Below are 15,388 nucleotides of genomic sequence, written 5' to 3'. Positions count from 1 at the left end.
GGCGGTGGACGAGACTGTGTCATGCGTGATTTGAGCGAGCAGGAAAGGTTCTGGCAGGGTGAGTTCGGCAACCAGTACGTGGAGCGCAATGTCGGCCAGGCGCTGGTGGCGGGCAATCTAGGGTTCTTCGCCAAAGCGCTGAGCCGCGCGGGGCGCGTCGACAGTCTGCTGGAACTGGGCACCAACGCCGGCAACAATTTGCAGGCACTGCATCAGTTATTGCCGCGCTGCGAACTGTTCGGGGTGGAGATCAACGCAACGGCGTGTGCGCAGGCGCAGGCGCTGGACATTGCGCAGATCTGGCACGGTTCGTTGTTCGATTTTCCTGCCGAGCGTCGCTACGATCTGACCCTGAGCAAAGGCGTGCTGATCCATCTGGCCCCTGGGCTGTTGCCGCGCGCCTATGCGCAGCTGTACGAGCTGAGCCAGCGCTATATCCTGATCGCCGAGTATTACAATCCGGCGCCGGTGGAAATTGCCTACCGCGGCAACAGCGGCAAGCTGTTCAAGCGCGATTTTGCCGGGGAAATGCTCGACCGCTTTGCTGACTTGCAGTTGGTCGATTATGGTTTCGTCTATCACCGTGATCCGCAGTTTCCGGCGGACGACATCACGTGGTTCCTGTTGGAAAAACGCCCTTGAGCAACGTCGCAATCATCCCTGCCCGAGGCGGCAGCAAGCGTATCCCGCGCAAGAATCTCTTGCCGTTCGACGGCGTGCCGATGATTGTCCGCTCGATCCGCACAGCGCTGGATTCAGGTGTGTTCGAGCAGGTCGTGGTCAGCACCGACGACGCCGAAATTGCCGAGGTCGCGAGGGCGCACGGTGCGCAGGTACCGTTCATGCGTCCGGCAGCACTGGCCGATGATTTCACCGGCACTGCGGCGGTCATCGCGCATGCACTGGAGCAACTGTCGCCGTTTGATTTCGCTTGCTGCATTTACGCCACTGCGCCGCTTTTGCAGGCGCGCTATCTGCGTCAGGGTTTCAAGCTGCTGGAACAGCATCCTGATCGATCATTTGCGTTCTCGGTTTGCGATTTCGCTTTTCCGGTGCAGCGTGCGCTGACAATGGACGGGGAGGGCGCCTTGACGGCGTTGTATCCCGAGTTTCGCAATACCCGCTCGCAGGACCTGCCCGAGGCGTATCAGGATGCCGGTCAGTTTTACTGGGGGCGCAGCGCGGCGTGGTTGCGCGGTGACGTGCTGTACTCGCCAGCCAGCCTGCCGGTGATTCTGCCGCGATATCTGGTCCAGGATATCGACACGCCCGAGGACTTCAAACGCGCCGAATACCTGTACGCGGCGCTCAAGGCCGGCGGAGAGCTTTCATGAGAGTGCTGATTCGCGCCGACGCCTCGCCGACCATTGGCAGCGGTCACATCGCCCGCTGTCTGACATTGGCGCGGGTACTGAAACAGCAAGGCAGTCACGTCGCGTTCGCCTGTCGGCGGTTGCCGGGGCATCGACTGGATGCCCTGAGTGCCGAAGGCTTCGAGACCTTTGCACTGCCCGAGCGCTATCGCGACGAGGACCCGCTGCAGGCCATCGAATCGATGTTGCCGTGGCAGTTCGATATCGATGCGCTGGGCCAATTGCTGGACGGGCACGCGGAGTTCGACTGGATCATCGTCGACCATTACGGCCTCGACCATCACTGGCAAACCGCGGCGCGGCGCTGGGCGCATCGCATTGCGGCGGTGGACGATCTGGCCACGCGGCGCTACAGCGTCGATCTGCTGCTCAATCAGAATCTGTCCGGACTCAGCGAAAACTACGCGCCGCTGCTACCGGCGGGATGCCGCACCTTGCTCGGCCCACGCTATGCGATGTTGCGCGAGGAATTCGACTGCGCGGCGATCGAAATCAAGCCCACGGCGCGCCGGGTATTGGTCAATTTCGGCGGCTTCGACGCGGCGATGCAGACCCACCATGCGATGCTCGCTCTGGCCGATTTCAACGAACTGCAAGTGGACTTCGTTGCCGGTGCCGACAACCCGGCGTGGGCACAAATGCAGGCACTGGCCGAGACGCGGCCGAACTGGCGCTTGCACAGTTTTGTCAGCGATTTTTATCAGCGCATGACCGAAGCCGACCTGTTTATCGGCGCTGGCGGCGGTACCAGTTGGGAACGTGCGGCGCTTGGGTTGCCGACCATGTGCATCGCGGTGTCGAACAACCAGCAGGCCAACAGTGAAGTCATGGCGGCCGCAGGCGCGCATGTGTTTCTGGGCGCTCGTGAGCAAGTCAGCGTTGTGCAATTGCGCGATGCGGTCGGCTTCGTCGCCAACAATTTCTATTTGCGGCAGAGCCTGGCTGAACGTTCGCGGCAACTGGTCGATGGCCGCGGTGCCGAGCGCGTTGCAGCAGCATTGGCCGGCGCGGTGCTGAAGTTGCGTCCGGCAACGCTCGACGACGCGCAGTTGCTGTTCGACGGGCGCAATGCCGAAGCGGTGCGGCGCGGGTCGCTGGACTCCGGCGTGATCGACTGGCCGCAGCATCTGGACTGGCTGTCGGCGAGTCTGCGCAATCCGCAGCGGCTGTTGTTGATTGCCGAGGCGGACGATGGTGCCGTCGGTGTCGTGCGTTATGACCTGCGCGGGTCTGATGCGGAAGTTTCACTGTATCTGCTCGAGGGGCGCATCGGCCTGGGCTGGGGCAGGGCGCTGCTGGCGCGTGGCGAAGCGTTCGTTACGATGCACTGGGCGCAACTGAAAGCCATCACCGCTCGGGTTTTGCCAGGCAACATCCCGTCGTTGAATCTGTTTCGAGACGCCGGCTTCAGCCAGGACGCCTGCGTGTTCACCCGTGTTCTGAAGGATCAATCGCATGACTAGCTTCAAGATTGGCAATCGCTCGATCGGTGCCGATGCGCCGCCGTTCATCATTGCCGAGATGAGCGGCAATCATAACCAGTCGTTGGAGGTCGCCCTGCAAATCGTCGAGGCCGCTGCCAAGGCTGGTGCGCATGCCTTGAAGCTGCAAACCTATACCGCCGAGACCATGACCCTGGATCTGGCCGAAGGCGAATTCTTCATCAAGGATCCGGGCAGTCTGTGGGCCGGCACCTCGCTGTACGAGCTGTACGAAAAAGCCCACACGCCGTGGGAATGGCACGCGCCGATTTTTGCTCGGGCCAAAGAATTGGGGATGCTCGCGTTCTCGACGCCATTTGATGACAGCGCGGTGGATTTTCTCGAAAGCCTCGATGTGCCGGCCTACAAGATCGCCAGTTTCGAAAACACCGACCTGCCGCTGATTCGTCGTGTGGCGGCTACCGGCAAGCCGTTGATCATTTCCACCGGCATGGCCAGCATCGCCGAACTGGATGAAAGCGTGCGGGCCGCGCGTGAGGCCGGCTGCAATAATCTGGTGCTGCTCAAATGCACCAGCACCTATCCGGCGACGCCGCTCAACAGCAACGTGCGCACGATCCCGCATCTGCGAGAACTGTTCGGTTGTGAGGTCGGGCTGTCCGATCATTCGATGGGCGTTGGCGTTTCGGTTGCGGCGGTGGCGCTCGGGGCGACGGTGGTTGAAAAACATTTCACCCTCGACCGTTCAGCCGGTGGTGTGGACGCGAGTTTTTCCCTGGAACCTGCGGAAATGGCCAGCCTGGTGGCGGAAACCGAGCGCGCCTGGCAAGCCATGGGCCAGGTGCATTACGGCGTCACCGAGGCCGAGCGCAAGTCGCTGGTGTATCGGCGCTCGCTGTATGTCACCGCCGACATGGCCGCCGGTGACACCTTCAGTCGCGACAATCTGCGCGCGATTCGCCCGGGTCTCGGTCTGCCGCCCAAGCACACCGACGCCGTCCTCGGCCGCCGCGCCCGTGCGCCGATCAAGCGCGGTACGCCGCTGGACTGGTCGCTGCTCGAATAAGCCGATCTGCACCGATTCGGCTAAATAGCGTGACCTGCGAGTCATAACGCGCATCTTCACTGTATTGTATTGATCGGGGAGATGGCGCCTGGCCCGTATTGCGGTTCCAGTGATAGCCCTTTGCGCTCCCCGTGGCTGCCCGTTGTGGCGGCCATTTGCTGTTTGTCGGCGCCCCTCGAAATCCTTGCGAGCGGTGGTCTTGGGCTGTTTTTTATTGGGAAGCCGTAATGATTGGCATAAAAAGCATTGCGAGCTACGTTCCTGTAGCCGGCGTGGACAATTACGCACAAGGTGCAAAATTCGAGAAGGATGAAGAATTCATCCTTGGCAAGATCGGCTCGGCATTCCTGCCGCGCAAAGACGCTGAGCAGGAAACCTCCGATCTGTGCGTGGAAGCGGCCAATGCGCTGTTTGCCAGTAATCCGCAACTGAAGCGCGAATCGATCGACGCGCTGATCGTCGTCACCCAGAACGGCGACGAAGAAGGCCTGCCGCACACCGCGGCGATCGTGCAGGACAAACTGGGCCTGCCGACAAACGTAGCGGCGTTCGATATTTCCCTGGGCTGCTCGGGTTATGTCTACGGCATCTACGCGATCAAGGGCTTCATGGAAGCCGCCGGCCTGAAAAACGGCCTGCTGATTACCGCTGACCCGTACTCGAAAATCGTCGACCCGGAAGACCGCAACACCACCATGCTCTTTGGCGACGCCGCCACCGCAACGTGGATGGGCGAAGATCCGACCTGGGCGCTGGGCAAGGCCAAGTTCGGCACGGACGGTTCCGGCGCACCGCATTTGAAAGTCACCGACGGCGTGTTCTTCATGAACGGGCGTCAGGTGTTCAACTTTGCCCTGCTCAAAGTCCCCGCTCACTTGCACGAACTGCTCGATGATTCCGGTCTCAAGTCCGATGACATCGATGCGTTCTGCATTCACCAGGGCAGCGCGGCGATCGTCGACGCCGTGGCGCGACGTTTCGAAGGCGAGCCTGAGAAGTTCATCAAGGACATGGTCGAGACCGGTAACACCGTCTCGTCCAGCATTCCGTTGCTGCTGGAAAAACACGCGCTTGATTCGCAATGGCAGCGGGTCGCGCTGAGCGGCTTCGGGGTCGGTCTGTCGTGGGGTTCGGCGATCATCTATCGTCCCTGATCGACACAAAAACAGCGGATACAAAAATAGCGTTCAAGGTTAACCTTGAACGCTATTTTTTTGCCTGATACGGAGCGCGAGGCGTCATGAGCGAGTTTTTTCAAGCCAATGCGCAGGTGTTGCAGCGGCGCTGGCCGGCGCTGTTCCAGCGCTTGCAGGCCGAGGACAGCGCAGGCGTTGCCGCTGAACTGGTGCACGGGCTCGGCTCGACGCTGAGCGTCAATGGCGTGCAACTGACCAGTCGCCATGACCGCCTGCATGAGGCGGGGGTACAAGCGGCGAGCCTGCCGGAAAAACCGCAACTGCATGTCTATGGCACCGGGTTGGGCGATTTGCCCGGTGTACTGCTGGAGCGTGCCGGTCTTGAGCGCTTGTACGTGCATATCCTTAATGGCGCACTGTTCGCACTGGTGCTGCAACTGCTCGATCAGCGCCAGTGGCTGGACGATCCGCGCGTTGAGTTGTTTTACGCCGATGAGCATGCTGATTTCTTCACGCCGTTTTTCGCCCTGCCAGCGGAGCTGCTGCTGGCCGATGACAGCAATGCGAAGATTCGCGATCGACTGGTCAACGAAATCCACCTGACGTTCAACAACCGCGAGTTCGATCCGCAGTCAGCGCAGATTCAGCAGCGCTTGCAGGAGTGCCTGCCGGTGTTGCTTGGTGATGCTGATGTGGCGCAACTGTTCGGTCGCTGCACCGGGCAAGAGATCTATGTGATTGCCACCGGGCCGAGCCTGGAGCAGCATTTCGAGCGGCTGGCGGCGATCCGCCAACGTGCCGAGCGGCCTCTGTTCATCTGTGTCGATACCGCTTATCGCCCGCTGCGTGAACATGGCATCGCGCCTGACCTTGTGGTGAGCATCGATCAGCGCATCGGCTTCCGCCATCTGCCCTGCGAACAGTCCGATGGCATCCCGCTGGTGTACCTGCCGATGAGCGATCCGACGGTGTTGCAGGCCTGGAAGGGCAAACGCTACGGCGGCTATTCCGCAAGCCCGATCTACGCGGACTTGCGTGAGCAATACCCGCGCGGCCAGTTGCACGTCGGCGGCAGCGTGATTCATCCGGCGGTGGATCTTGCAGTGAAGATGGGCGCTGCGACGATCACCCTGTTTGGCGCTGACTTCGCGTTCCCGATGAACAAGACCCATGCCGGTTGGGGCGATGGCGATCTGGGGCCGCCGGTGAATCAGGCGCGCCACTGGGTGCGTGACGGCCACGGGCAGCGGGTCAGTACGCAGCTCAATTTTCGCGGTTATCTGTGTGTGCTGGAGCGCTACATTGCTGCGCATCCGCAGGTCGAGTTTCTCAACAGCAGTCGATCCGGGGCGCTGATCGCCGGAACCGCTTTCAATCAGGAGTTCGTGCAATGAATGCCTTGGGGCACTGTAAAGACCAGTGCCGCCAGTGCGCGGCATTGTTTCGGCTGGGCCGTGATGTCGAGGCCGCACTGAGCATGGTCGATGTCTTCGAAAACGCCCAGCAATGCCTGGCGTCAGCCTCTGTAGAGACGCAGCAGCAATGGGCGCAGGTGTTGACGCAAATGTTTGAATGTCAGGAGCGTCAGGACTGGCTGGCCCTGGCCGATTTTATGGAGTACGAACTGGTCGAACTGCTGGAAAGTGCTGCGGCCTGAACAGGCCGATGGCGCTGGCCCGCCGCTTTGCGCGGCAGGCGGTTTTATGGCGTCAGTTTTTCGCGGTTGGATGGCGGCTAAGTCTTTGTTTTCTCGGGGGTGGCGTGGTGATGGCAAATTTTTTTCAAAAAGCCCTCAAGCAACCTGCAAACCCGACGATAACTATTACGAAGGTTCTCTAGGCCATACCCGGCGGTTGCCAGGGCCGGAAGCCGCAGTACCCAACCAACGAGGAATTCGTCATGGCTTTAACAGTAAACACCAACACCACATCGTTGAACGTTCAGAAAAACCTGAACCGCGCTTCCGACGCTCTGTCCACTTCGATGCAGCGCCTGTCTTCCGGCCTGAAAATCAACAGCGCCAAAGACGACGCCGCTGGCCTGCAGATCTCCAACCGTATGTCCTCGCAGATTCGCGGTAACACCCAGGCCATCCAGAACGCCAACGACGGTATCTCCGTTGCCCAGACCGCTGAAGGCGCTCTGCAAGCTACTACCGACATCCTGCAGCGTATGCGTGAACTGGCTGTTAAAGCCCGTAACGGTACCAACGGCACTGCTGACCAGACCGCTACCAACGCTGAATTCGCTCAGATGTCCGACGAGATCACCCGTATCTCGGCTTCGACCAACCTGAACGGCAAAAACCTGCTGGACGGTTCGGCTGGTACTGTGACTCTGCAAGTAGGCGCAAACACCGGTTCGGCTAACCACATCGACCTGGTACTGAGCTCCAAGTTCGACGCCGTCAGCCTGTCGGTTGGCAGCGGCACTGTTGTACTGACTGGCGCCAGCCCTTCTGACGCTGCCGTCGCCATCGACAGCGCGATCACTGCAATCGACGCAGCTATCGCTAACATCGGTGCAACCCGCGCCAGCCTGGGTGCTTCGCAAAACCGTCTGACCAGCACCATCCAGAACCTGCAGAACATCACTGAAAACACCACCGCTGCTCAGGGTCGTGTACAGGACACCGACTTCGCCGCTGAAACTGCTAACCTGACCAAGCAGCAGACTCTGCAGCAAGCTTCGACCTCCGTACTGGCTCAAGCCAACCAACTGCCTTCCGCTGTACTGAAGCTGCTTCAGTAATTCGGATCGAGTTTAAGCGGGGGGGTGCGCTTGTCGTGCTCTCTCGCTTTTTTACGTTAAGAGGTGATGGGCATGGACATGAGCGTAAAGCTTAACGTGTCTTATCCGGCTCCCAAGCCAGTGCCACCGGTTGCTGACAAACCGTCAGAGCTGCCTAAAGTCCAAAAGACTGAAGCACCGGTCGCTGCCAAGGATCAGGATTCGGACGGCGCCAAGTTGAAACTTGCGGTGCAAGAGATCGAAAAGTTCGTCCAGTCGATCAAGCGTAATCTGGAGTTCTCGATTGACGAGCATTCCGGCAAAGTCATCGTCAAGGTGATCGCAAGCGAGACAGGTGAAGTCGTTCGGCAGATTCCTTCCGCCGAAGCCCTCAAGCTGGCGGACAGCCTCGCCAATGCAAGTCACGTGTTGTTCGACGCCAAAGTCTGATAAATGGCATGAATAGTGTTTGTTCGTTCCCAAGACGCCTTTAACGGTCAAAAGAATGGCAACAATCTGAAGGGAGATGCACATGGCAAGTCCAATTCTACCGGGTTCCGGACTGGGTTCCGGCCTGGACATCGGCGCGATCGTGACTGCGCTGGTCAACGCCGACAAGTCTGCCAAGCAGACGCAGATCGATACCGCAACGAAAACCAATAGCCTGAAGATCTCCGGCGTCGGTTCGCTGAAAAGTGCATTGGCGGCATATCAGAAAGCAATGGGTGATCTGAACAAGGCAACGAGCCCGGCGTTCGCCGGTTTTACTGCGACTTCGGACACGCCGACTGTTGTCGGTGCCACATCGGATAAAACCGCCGTACCGGGTACCTATAGCGTTGTTGTGAAAAATCTGGCCACCGGCTCGAAAGTAGCCAGTGCCGCCTTCGCCGGCGGGGCCGCCAGTGCCATTCCGAGTGGTACTCTGAAAATCAGTCAGAATGGCATTGATTACAATGTCGCGATTCCGGCCAATGCCACCTTGCAGTCCACCCGCGATGCGATCAACACCGCGCAGGCCAGCAATGGTATTTCGGCCAACATCGTGACCGACAGCACCGGTTCGTCGCGTCTGGTGCTCAGCTCGAACAAGACAGGTGCCGGCATGGACCTGCAGGTCAGCGGGATCGCTGGTCTGGAGATTGATGGCACCCAGGAAATGGGCAGTAGCCCGGCAGCCGGTGCGTCCGGCGCTGTCGGTAAGCTGGCGATGGATGCCAGTCTGACCATCGACGGCCTCGCCGTTACCAGCAAGACCAATACCGTGACCGATGCAATCAGCGGCATGACCCTGAATCTGGTCACCGCAAGTCCTGTCGTCGGTGGCGTGGCAACGCCGTCTACCGTGTCGGTCGCCACCAATACCGCCGGGATTCAGACGTCGTTGCAGTCGTTCATCGACTCCTATAACACCTTGAAGAAAACCATCGACACCTTGTCCAAGGCAACGCCGGACGCCGATGGCAACCTGACCGTTTCGGCAGCGTTCACGGGTGACGCTCTGCCGCGTTCGTTGATGGCGGACGTGCGCGCTCAGTTGACTGATCCAGGGGCGGGCGGAGCAGGGCAATTGTCCGTACTGTCGCAGATGGGTGTGTTGACTGACAGCAAGACCGGTTTGCTGACGCTCGATACCTCCGTGTTCAACAAGCGTATGGAAACCCCGGGCATGGCTGGCCAGGTCCAGCAATTGTTCAGCGGTACCGACGCGAAAAACGGTCTGCTGGCACGCATGAGCGCGGCAGTCGATCCCTACGTCAAGACGGGCGGGCTGCTTGATCAGCGCAGTTCCAATCTGACCAATCTGACCAGCAGTCTGCAGAAGCAGCAGGTGGCGCTCGACTTGCGCGTCGCCAACCTGACCACGACGTTGACCGCCAAGTACAACGCCATGGACTTGTTGGTAGGGCAGATGAAAGCGACGGCAAGCAACATCACCTCGTTCTTCAGCTCGCTGAACGCGCAGCAGTCCGCGAAGTAACCGTTGGTAACGACAAAAACCCGGCTACGCTAGCTCAGCGTGTGCCGGGTTTTTGTCTTTTGATCTAAAGTTTTCAGGCTCGTTGGCGATACACTGGTTATACGAGTCATTGTGGCAAATGAGGTAGAACATGAACCCGATGTTAGCCCTTCGGCAGTACCAGAAAGTCGGTGCCCATGCGCAGACTTCCGAAGCGAGCCCGCACCGTCTGGTGCAAATGTTGATGGAAGGTGGCCTGGCCCGTATCGCTCAGGCCAAAGGCGCCATCGAGCGCAAGGACATACCTGGCAAGTGCACGTCGATCAGCAAGGCGATCGGCATTGTCAGCGGCCTGCGCGAAGGTCTCGACCTGGAAAACAACGCAGAAGCGCTGGCCGACCTGGATGGCCTGTACATTTACATGATGAAGCGTCTCGCCGAGGCGAACATCAGCAGCGACCCGCGCATTCTCGACGAGGTTGCCGGCTTGCTGAGCACGGTCAAGGAAGGCTGGGACGCCATCGCGCCTGTGCCTGCTCCGCAGTTCTGAAGGAGAGCGTCATGAGTCTTGTATTGCAGCGAATTGCCGATACCCGTGAAGCGCTGGTCGATGCCTTGGCCGAGCGAAACTGGGAAGCCATTGGCGAGCTGGATCTGGCTTGCCGTTCCTGCATGGAAGACGTCATGGCGGAAGCGTCGCTGGACGAAGTCGCTTTGCGCGACAATCTTGAAGAGCTGCTGTTTGTTTACAAAGAGCTTCTCGAGGTGGCCATGGGGGAGCGGCAGGCGATAGCCAACGAGATGTCGCAGATCACCCAAGCGCAAAAAGCGGCAAAGGTTTACCATCTGTTTGGTTAATTAACCGTCAGTTAATCCAGACATGTGCGCCATAAATTTGACTGTGCACGGTTTTTTGACTTAACTAGTGGCTATTATCAGATTTAGGGCGTCTACAGGCACATGGTGTCCTGCAAGCGTCTCGCTTGCCCCATTTTTCGGGCATTGAGTTGACTAGGGAAGTTGCTATTGCATGTGGCGTGAAACCAAAATTCTGCTGATCGATGACGATAGCGTCCGCCGCCGCGACCTGGCGGTGATTCTGAATTTTCTTGGCGAAGAAAATTTACCCTGCGGCAGCCATGACTGGCAGCAGGCAGTCGGCTCTTTGTCGTCTAGTCGTGAGGTCATTTGCGTACTGATCGGGACCGTCAATGCTCCTGGTGCGCTTTTGGGCTTGTTAAAGACACTCTCAACCTGGGATGAGTTCCTTCCGGTTTTGTTGATGGGCGATAATTCTTCCGTTGACTTGCCAGAAGACCAGCGCCGCCGGGTGCTTTCGACCCTCGAAATGCCGCCCAGCTACAGCAAATTGCTCGATTCGCTGCACCGTGCCCAGGTCTATCGCGAGATGTATGACCAGGCCCGAGAGCGCGGTCGGCATCGCGAGCCCAATCTGTTCCGCAGCCTCGTCGGCACCAGCCGGGCGATCCAGCACGTCCGTCAGATGATGCAGCAGGTCGCCGATACCGACGCCAGCGTGCTGATCCTGGGCGAGTCCGGTACCGGCAAGGAAGTGGTCGCGCGCAACCTGCACTACCATTCAAAGCGCCGTGACGCGCCGTTCGTGCCGGTCAACTGCGGGGCGATCCCGGCAGAGCTGCTGGAAAGCGAACTGTTCGGCCACGAGAAGGGCGCCTTCACCGGGGCGATCACCAGCCGGGCCGGGCGTTTCGAACTGGCCAATGGCGGTACGCTGTTCCTCGATGAAATCGGCGACATGCCGCTGCCGATGCAGGTCAAACTGCTGCGCGTGCTGCAGGAGCGCACCTTCGAGCGCGTCGGCAGCAACAAGACCCAGAGCGTCGACGTGCGCATCATTGCCGCGACGCACAAGAATCTCGAAACCATGATCGAGATCGGCTCGTTCCGCGAAGACCTTTACTACCGCCTGAACGTGTTCCCGATCGAGATGGCGCCGCTGCGTGAGCGTGTCGAAGACATCCCGTTGCTGATGAACGAACTGATCTCGCGCATGGAACATGAAAAGCGCGGTTCGATCCGTTTCAACTCCGCGGCGATCATGTCGCTGTGCCGTCACGGCTGGCCGGGCAACGTCCGCGAACTGGCCAACCTCGTCGAGCGCATGGCGATCATGCACCCGTACGGGGTGATCGGTGTGGTCGAGTTGCCGAAGAAATTCCGCTACGTCGACGATGAAGACGAGCAGATGGTCGACAGCCTGCGCAGCGATCTGGAAGAACGCGTGGCCATCAATGGGCACACGCCGGATTTCAGCGCCAACGCATTGCTGCCGCCCGAAGGCCTGGACCTCAAGGACTACCTCGGTGGTCTGGAGCAGGGGCTGATCCAGCAGGCGCTGGACGATGCCAACGGCATCGTGGCGCGGGCGGCGGAACGCCTGCGCATCCGTCGTACCACGCTGGTTGAAAAGATGCGCAAGTACGGCATGAGCCGGCGCGATGGAGACGAACAGGCGGATGATTGACGCCTGTTTTCCAAGCGCTTCATTTATAAGCGCTTTTTTTTAGGCACGGGTATTGCTACAGCCCTCGCAACGTTCCGTTTCACTGACGGTCAGCCAAGCGAGAGAGCACAATGCCCCAAGCCGCCCAGATCTCTTCTGCCTCCAATATCGTGGGGCAACCCTCGTCCGTAGAGCAGGCAAGCCGTCAGGGACTTGAGCAGGCGTTCGAGCTGTTCAACCAGATGTCCAGCCAGTTGACCGACTCCTACAGCATGCTCGAAGCGCGGGTGACCGAGCTTAAAGGCGAGCTGGCCGTGGTCAGCGCCCAGCGCATGCAGGAGCTGGCGGAAAAGGAACGCCTGGCCAATCGTCTGCAAAATCTTCTCGATTTGTTGCCCGGTGGCGTCATCGTCATCGACGGCCACGGCATCGTCTGCGAAGCCAATCCGGCTGCTATCGAATTGCTCGGCCTGCCGCTGGAAGGCGAGTTGTGGCGCCAGGTGATCGCCCGCTGCTTCGCGCCGCGTGAAGACGATGGTCACGAAATCTCGCTGAAAAATGGTCGACGCCTGTCGATTGCCACGCGTTCGCTGGATGCCGAGCCGGGGCAATTGGTGCTGCTCAACGATCTGACGCAAACCCGTCATTTACAGGATCAACTGGCGCGCCACGAGCGTCTGTCGTCGCTCGGGCGCATGGTCGCTTCGCTGGCCCATCAGATTCGCACTCCGTTGTCCGCCGCGCTGCTGTATGCCAGTCATTTGACTGAGCAGGAGCTGCCGGTCGCCACGCAGCAGCGTTTCGCCGGACGCCTGAAAGAGCGCCTGCATGAGCTGGAGCATCAGGTGCGTGACATGCTGGTGTTCGCGCGCGGCGAGTTACCGCTGACCGATCGCCTCACCCCCAACTCGTTGATGCAGGCGCTGCAAGCCGCGGCGCTGACCCATGTGCAGGACTTGCCGATCCGCTGGCAGTGCGACAGCCATGCCGGCGAGTTGTTGTGCAATCGCGACACGCTGGTCGGCGCGCTGCTGAACCTGATCGAAAACGCGATTCAAGCCAGCGCCGGCGCAGTCCGTCTGAAAGTCCACTGCTACACCCGCGAAAACACCCTGCGCCTGTGCGTCAGCGACAGTGGCAGCGGCATCGAGCCGGCCGTACTGGCGCGGCTTGGCGAACCGTTTTTCACCACCAAAGTCACCGGAACCGGCCTCGGCCTGACCGTGGTCAAGGCAGTGGCGCGGGCGCATCAGGGAGAATTGCGGCTGCGTTCGCGGGCCGGCCGCGGCACCTGCGCGCAGGTGATCCTGCCGTTATTTACTGCTGCACAAGGAGTTGAGTGACTGCCATGGGCATCAAGGTGTTGCTGGTCGAAGATGACCGTTCGTTGCGCGAGGCGCTGGCCGATACGCTGTTGCTGGCCGGGCACGATTACCGCGCGGTCGGGTGCGCCGAGGACGCGTTGACGGCCGTGGCGCATGAAGCCTTCAGCCTGGTGGTCAGTGACGTCAACATGCCGGGCATGGACGGTCATCAATTGCTCGCATTGTTGCGCGCACGCCAGCCGCAATTGCCGGTGTTGCTGATGACCGCCCACGGTGCGGTCGAACGTGCCGTCGACGCGATGCGTCAGGGTGCGGCGGATTATCTGGTCAAGCCGTTCGAACCCAAGGCGTTGCTCGATCTGGTAGCGCGGCATGCGCTGGGCAGCATCGCTGGCGTTGAGTCTGAAGGGCCGATAGCCGTGGAGCCAGTCAGTGCGCAGTTGCTCGATCTCGCCGCACGCGTGGCGCGCAGCGATTCCACGGTATTGATCTCCGGCGAGTCCGGCACCGGTAAAGAAGTGCTGGCGCGCTACATTCACCAGCAGTCGCACCGCGCCAATCAACCGTTCATTGCGATCAACTGCGCAGCGATCCCTGACAACATGCTCGAAGCGACGTTGTTCGGTCATGAAAAAGGTTCGTTTACCGGCGCCATTGCCGCCCAGCCCGGCAAGTTCGAGCAGGCCGACGGCGGTACCCTTCTGCTCGACGAAATCTCGGAAATGCCTCTGGGTCTGCAAGCCAAATTGCTGCGCGTATTGCAGGAACGTGAAGTCGAGCGCGTCGGCGCACGCAAGCCGATCAGCCTGGATATCCGCGTGGTCGCCACCACCAACCGTGATCTGGCGGGCGAAGTGGCGGCGGGGCGCTTCCGTGAGGATCTGTTTTACCGCCTGTCGGTTTTCCCTCTGGCCTGGCGTCCACTTCGCGAACGCACTGCCGATATCCTGCCGCTGGCGGAAAGATTGCTGGCCAAACACGTCAATAAAATGAAGCACGCGGCGGCAAAACTTTCGCCCGAGGCGCAAGCATGCCTGACGGCCTACCCGTGGCCCGGTAACGTGCGTGAGCTGGATAACGCCATTCAACGGGCGCTGATCCTGCAGCAGGGCGGGTTGATTCAGCCGCAGGATTTCTGCCTCGCGGGTGCGCTGCCGGTTGCAGCTTTGCCGGTCACTGCGCCGGCGATTCGAGCGCTTGAAGTCGAAGCGGATTCGTCCCGTGCGCTGGGCGATGACCTGCGCCGCCGGGAGTTTCAGATGATCATCGACACCCTGCGGGCCGAGCGCGGCCGACGCAAGGAAGCGGCGGAAAAACTTGGCATCAGCCCGCGTACCCTGCGCTACAAGCTGGCGCAAATGCGCGATGCCGGGATGGACGTTGAAGGCTATCTGTTCGCCACCTGAATCACCGCGCTAACAATCAAAATGCTTTTCTCAAAGGGGTGCCCATTAGCTGGCACCCTTGTTGCTAATACCTGTGTACCCGCCGAGTGAAGTGTCAAAAAATTGCGGGCCGCCCAAGAGAGTAGACCATGAGCCAAGGTATTGAATTTAATCGGTTGATGATGGACATGCAGGCCATGAAAGTGGATGCCATGTCTGCGCGCAAATCGACCGCCGCTGTTCCTGAACTGGCGGGCAGCAGCTTTTCCGACATGCTCGGTCAGGCGATCAACAAAGTCAGCGATACCCAGCAGGCGTCGACTCAACTGGCCAACGCCTTCGAGGTCGGCAAGAGCGGCGTCGATCTGACCGACGTGATGGTCGCGTCGCAGAAAGCCAGCGTGTCGTTCCAGGCTCTGACCCAGGTGCGCAACAAACTGGTTCAGGCGTATCAAGACATCATGCAGATGCCGGTATAAGGGCGAG

16 protein-coding genes are annotated in these 15,388 nt (G+C 60.0%); all 16 read left to right on the top strand.

Annotation, left to right across the window (positions count from 1 at the left end; genetic code table 11):
* Positions 1-21 precede the first annotated feature (21 nt).
* Complete coding sequence (locus V6F91_RS02360) at positions 22-642, top strand: pseudaminic acid biosynthesis-associated methylase (protein ID WP_332762039.1); 621 nt, start codon at positions 22-24, stop codon at positions 640-642.
* Complete coding sequence (gene pseF, locus V6F91_RS02355) at positions 639-1,334, top strand: pseudaminic acid cytidylyltransferase (RefSeq protein WP_332762037.1); 696 nt, start codon at positions 639-641, stop codon at positions 1,332-1,334. The genes V6F91_RS02360 and pseF overlap by 4 nt, the downstream gene beginning before the upstream one ends.
* Positions 1,331-2,836: a UDP-2,4-diacetamido-2,4,6-trideoxy-beta-L-altropyranose hydrolase gene (gene pseG, locus V6F91_RS02350; RefSeq protein WP_332762036.1), complete on the top strand. Its 1,506-nt coding sequence runs from the start codon at positions 1,331-1,333 to the stop codon at positions 2,834-2,836. Before pseF ends, pseG begins: the two co-directional genes overlap by 4 nt.
* Positions 2,829-3,881: a pseudaminic acid synthase gene (gene pseI / locus V6F91_RS02345; protein WP_332762035.1), complete on the top strand. Its 1,053-nt coding sequence runs from the start codon at positions 2,829-2,831 to the stop codon at positions 3,879-3,881. The genes pseG and pseI overlap by 8 nt, the downstream gene beginning before the upstream one ends.
* 227 nt (positions 3,882-4,108) lie before the next feature.
* Positions 4,109-5,035 (top strand): ketoacyl-ACP synthase III, encoded by a 927-nt coding sequence (locus V6F91_RS02340; protein ID WP_206414928.1) that lies wholly within the window; start codon positions 4,109-4,111, stop codon positions 5,033-5,035.
* An 86-nt stretch (positions 5,036-5,121) separates the two neighbouring features.
* Positions 5,122-6,411 (top strand): motility associated factor glycosyltransferase family protein, encoded by a 1,290-nt coding sequence (locus V6F91_RS02335; RefSeq protein ID WP_332762033.1) that lies wholly within the window; start codon positions 5,122-5,124, stop codon positions 6,409-6,411.
* Complete coding sequence (locus V6F91_RS02330; RefSeq protein ID WP_332762031.1) at positions 6,408-6,674, top strand: hypothetical protein; 267 nt, start codon at positions 6,408-6,410, stop codon at positions 6,672-6,674. Before V6F91_RS02335 ends, V6F91_RS02330 begins: the two co-directional genes overlap by 4 nt.
* Positions 6,675-6,916: 242 nt before the next feature.
* Positions 6,917-7,768 carry a flagellin domain-containing protein gene (locus V6F91_RS02325; RefSeq protein WP_073472782.1) on the top strand — a complete coding sequence of 284 codons (852 nt, stop codon included), beginning with the start codon at positions 6,917-6,919 and terminating at the stop codon, positions 7,766-7,768.
* A 72-nt stretch (positions 7,769-7,840) separates the two neighbouring features.
* The gene (locus tag V6F91_RS02320; RefSeq protein WP_208938244.1) at positions 7,841-8,197 is read left to right on the top strand and encodes a flagellar protein FlaG; all 357 of its coding nucleotides are present in this window, start codon (positions 7,841-7,843) and stop codon (positions 8,195-8,197) included.
* Positions 8,198-8,279: 82 nt separating this feature from the next.
* Positions 8,280-9,728: a flagellar filament capping protein FliD gene (gene fliD / locus V6F91_RS02315; protein ID WP_332762028.1), complete on the top strand. Its 1,449-nt coding sequence runs from the start codon at positions 8,280-8,282 to the stop codon at positions 9,726-9,728.
* A 130-nt stretch (positions 9,729-9,858) separates the two neighbouring features.
* On the top strand, positions 9,859-10,257 hold the full coding sequence (gene fliS / locus V6F91_RS02310) for a flagellar export chaperone FliS (RefSeq protein WP_090282350.1): 399 nt from the start codon (positions 9,859-9,861) through the stop codon (positions 10,255-10,257).
* An 11-nt stretch (positions 10,258-10,268) separates the two neighbouring features.
* On the top strand, positions 10,269-10,565 hold the full coding sequence (locus V6F91_RS02305; protein ID WP_332762027.1) for a flagellar protein FliT: 297 nt from the start codon (positions 10,269-10,271) through the stop codon (positions 10,563-10,565).
* Positions 10,566-10,737: 172 nt separating this feature from the next.
* Positions 10,738-12,213 (top strand): sigma-54 dependent transcriptional regulator, encoded by a 1,476-nt coding sequence (locus V6F91_RS02300; protein WP_203421214.1) that lies wholly within the window; start codon positions 10,738-10,740, stop codon positions 12,211-12,213.
* Positions 12,214-12,323: 110 nt separating this feature from the next.
* Entirely contained in the window at positions 12,324-13,535 is a 1,212-nt protein-coding gene (locus V6F91_RS02295; protein WP_332762025.1) for a sensor histidine kinase, read from the top strand.
* A 5-nt stretch (positions 13,536-13,540) separates the two neighbouring features.
* Positions 13,541-14,923 carry a sigma-54 dependent transcriptional regulator gene (locus tag V6F91_RS02290; protein ID WP_332762853.1) on the top strand — a complete coding sequence of 461 codons (1,383 nt, stop codon included), beginning with the start codon at positions 13,541-13,543 and terminating at the stop codon, positions 14,921-14,923.
* A 128-nt stretch (positions 14,924-15,051) separates the two neighbouring features.
* Positions 15,052-15,381, top strand: a complete 330-nt coding sequence (gene fliE / locus V6F91_RS02285) for a flagellar hook-basal body complex protein FliE (protein ID WP_090282354.1) — start codon at positions 15,052-15,054, stop codon at positions 15,379-15,381.
* The last annotated feature ends 7 nt before the right edge of the window (positions 15,382-15,388 follow it).

The sequence above is a fragment of the Pseudomonas koreensis genome, assembly GCF_036668835.1.
Lineage (GTDB): Bacteria > Pseudomonadota > Gammaproteobacteria > Pseudomonadales > Pseudomonadaceae > Aquipseudomonas > Aquipseudomonas koreensis_I.
The sequence above is the reverse complement of the archived record's forward strand: the minus strand, read 5'-3'. Positions and strand labels throughout refer to the sequence as shown.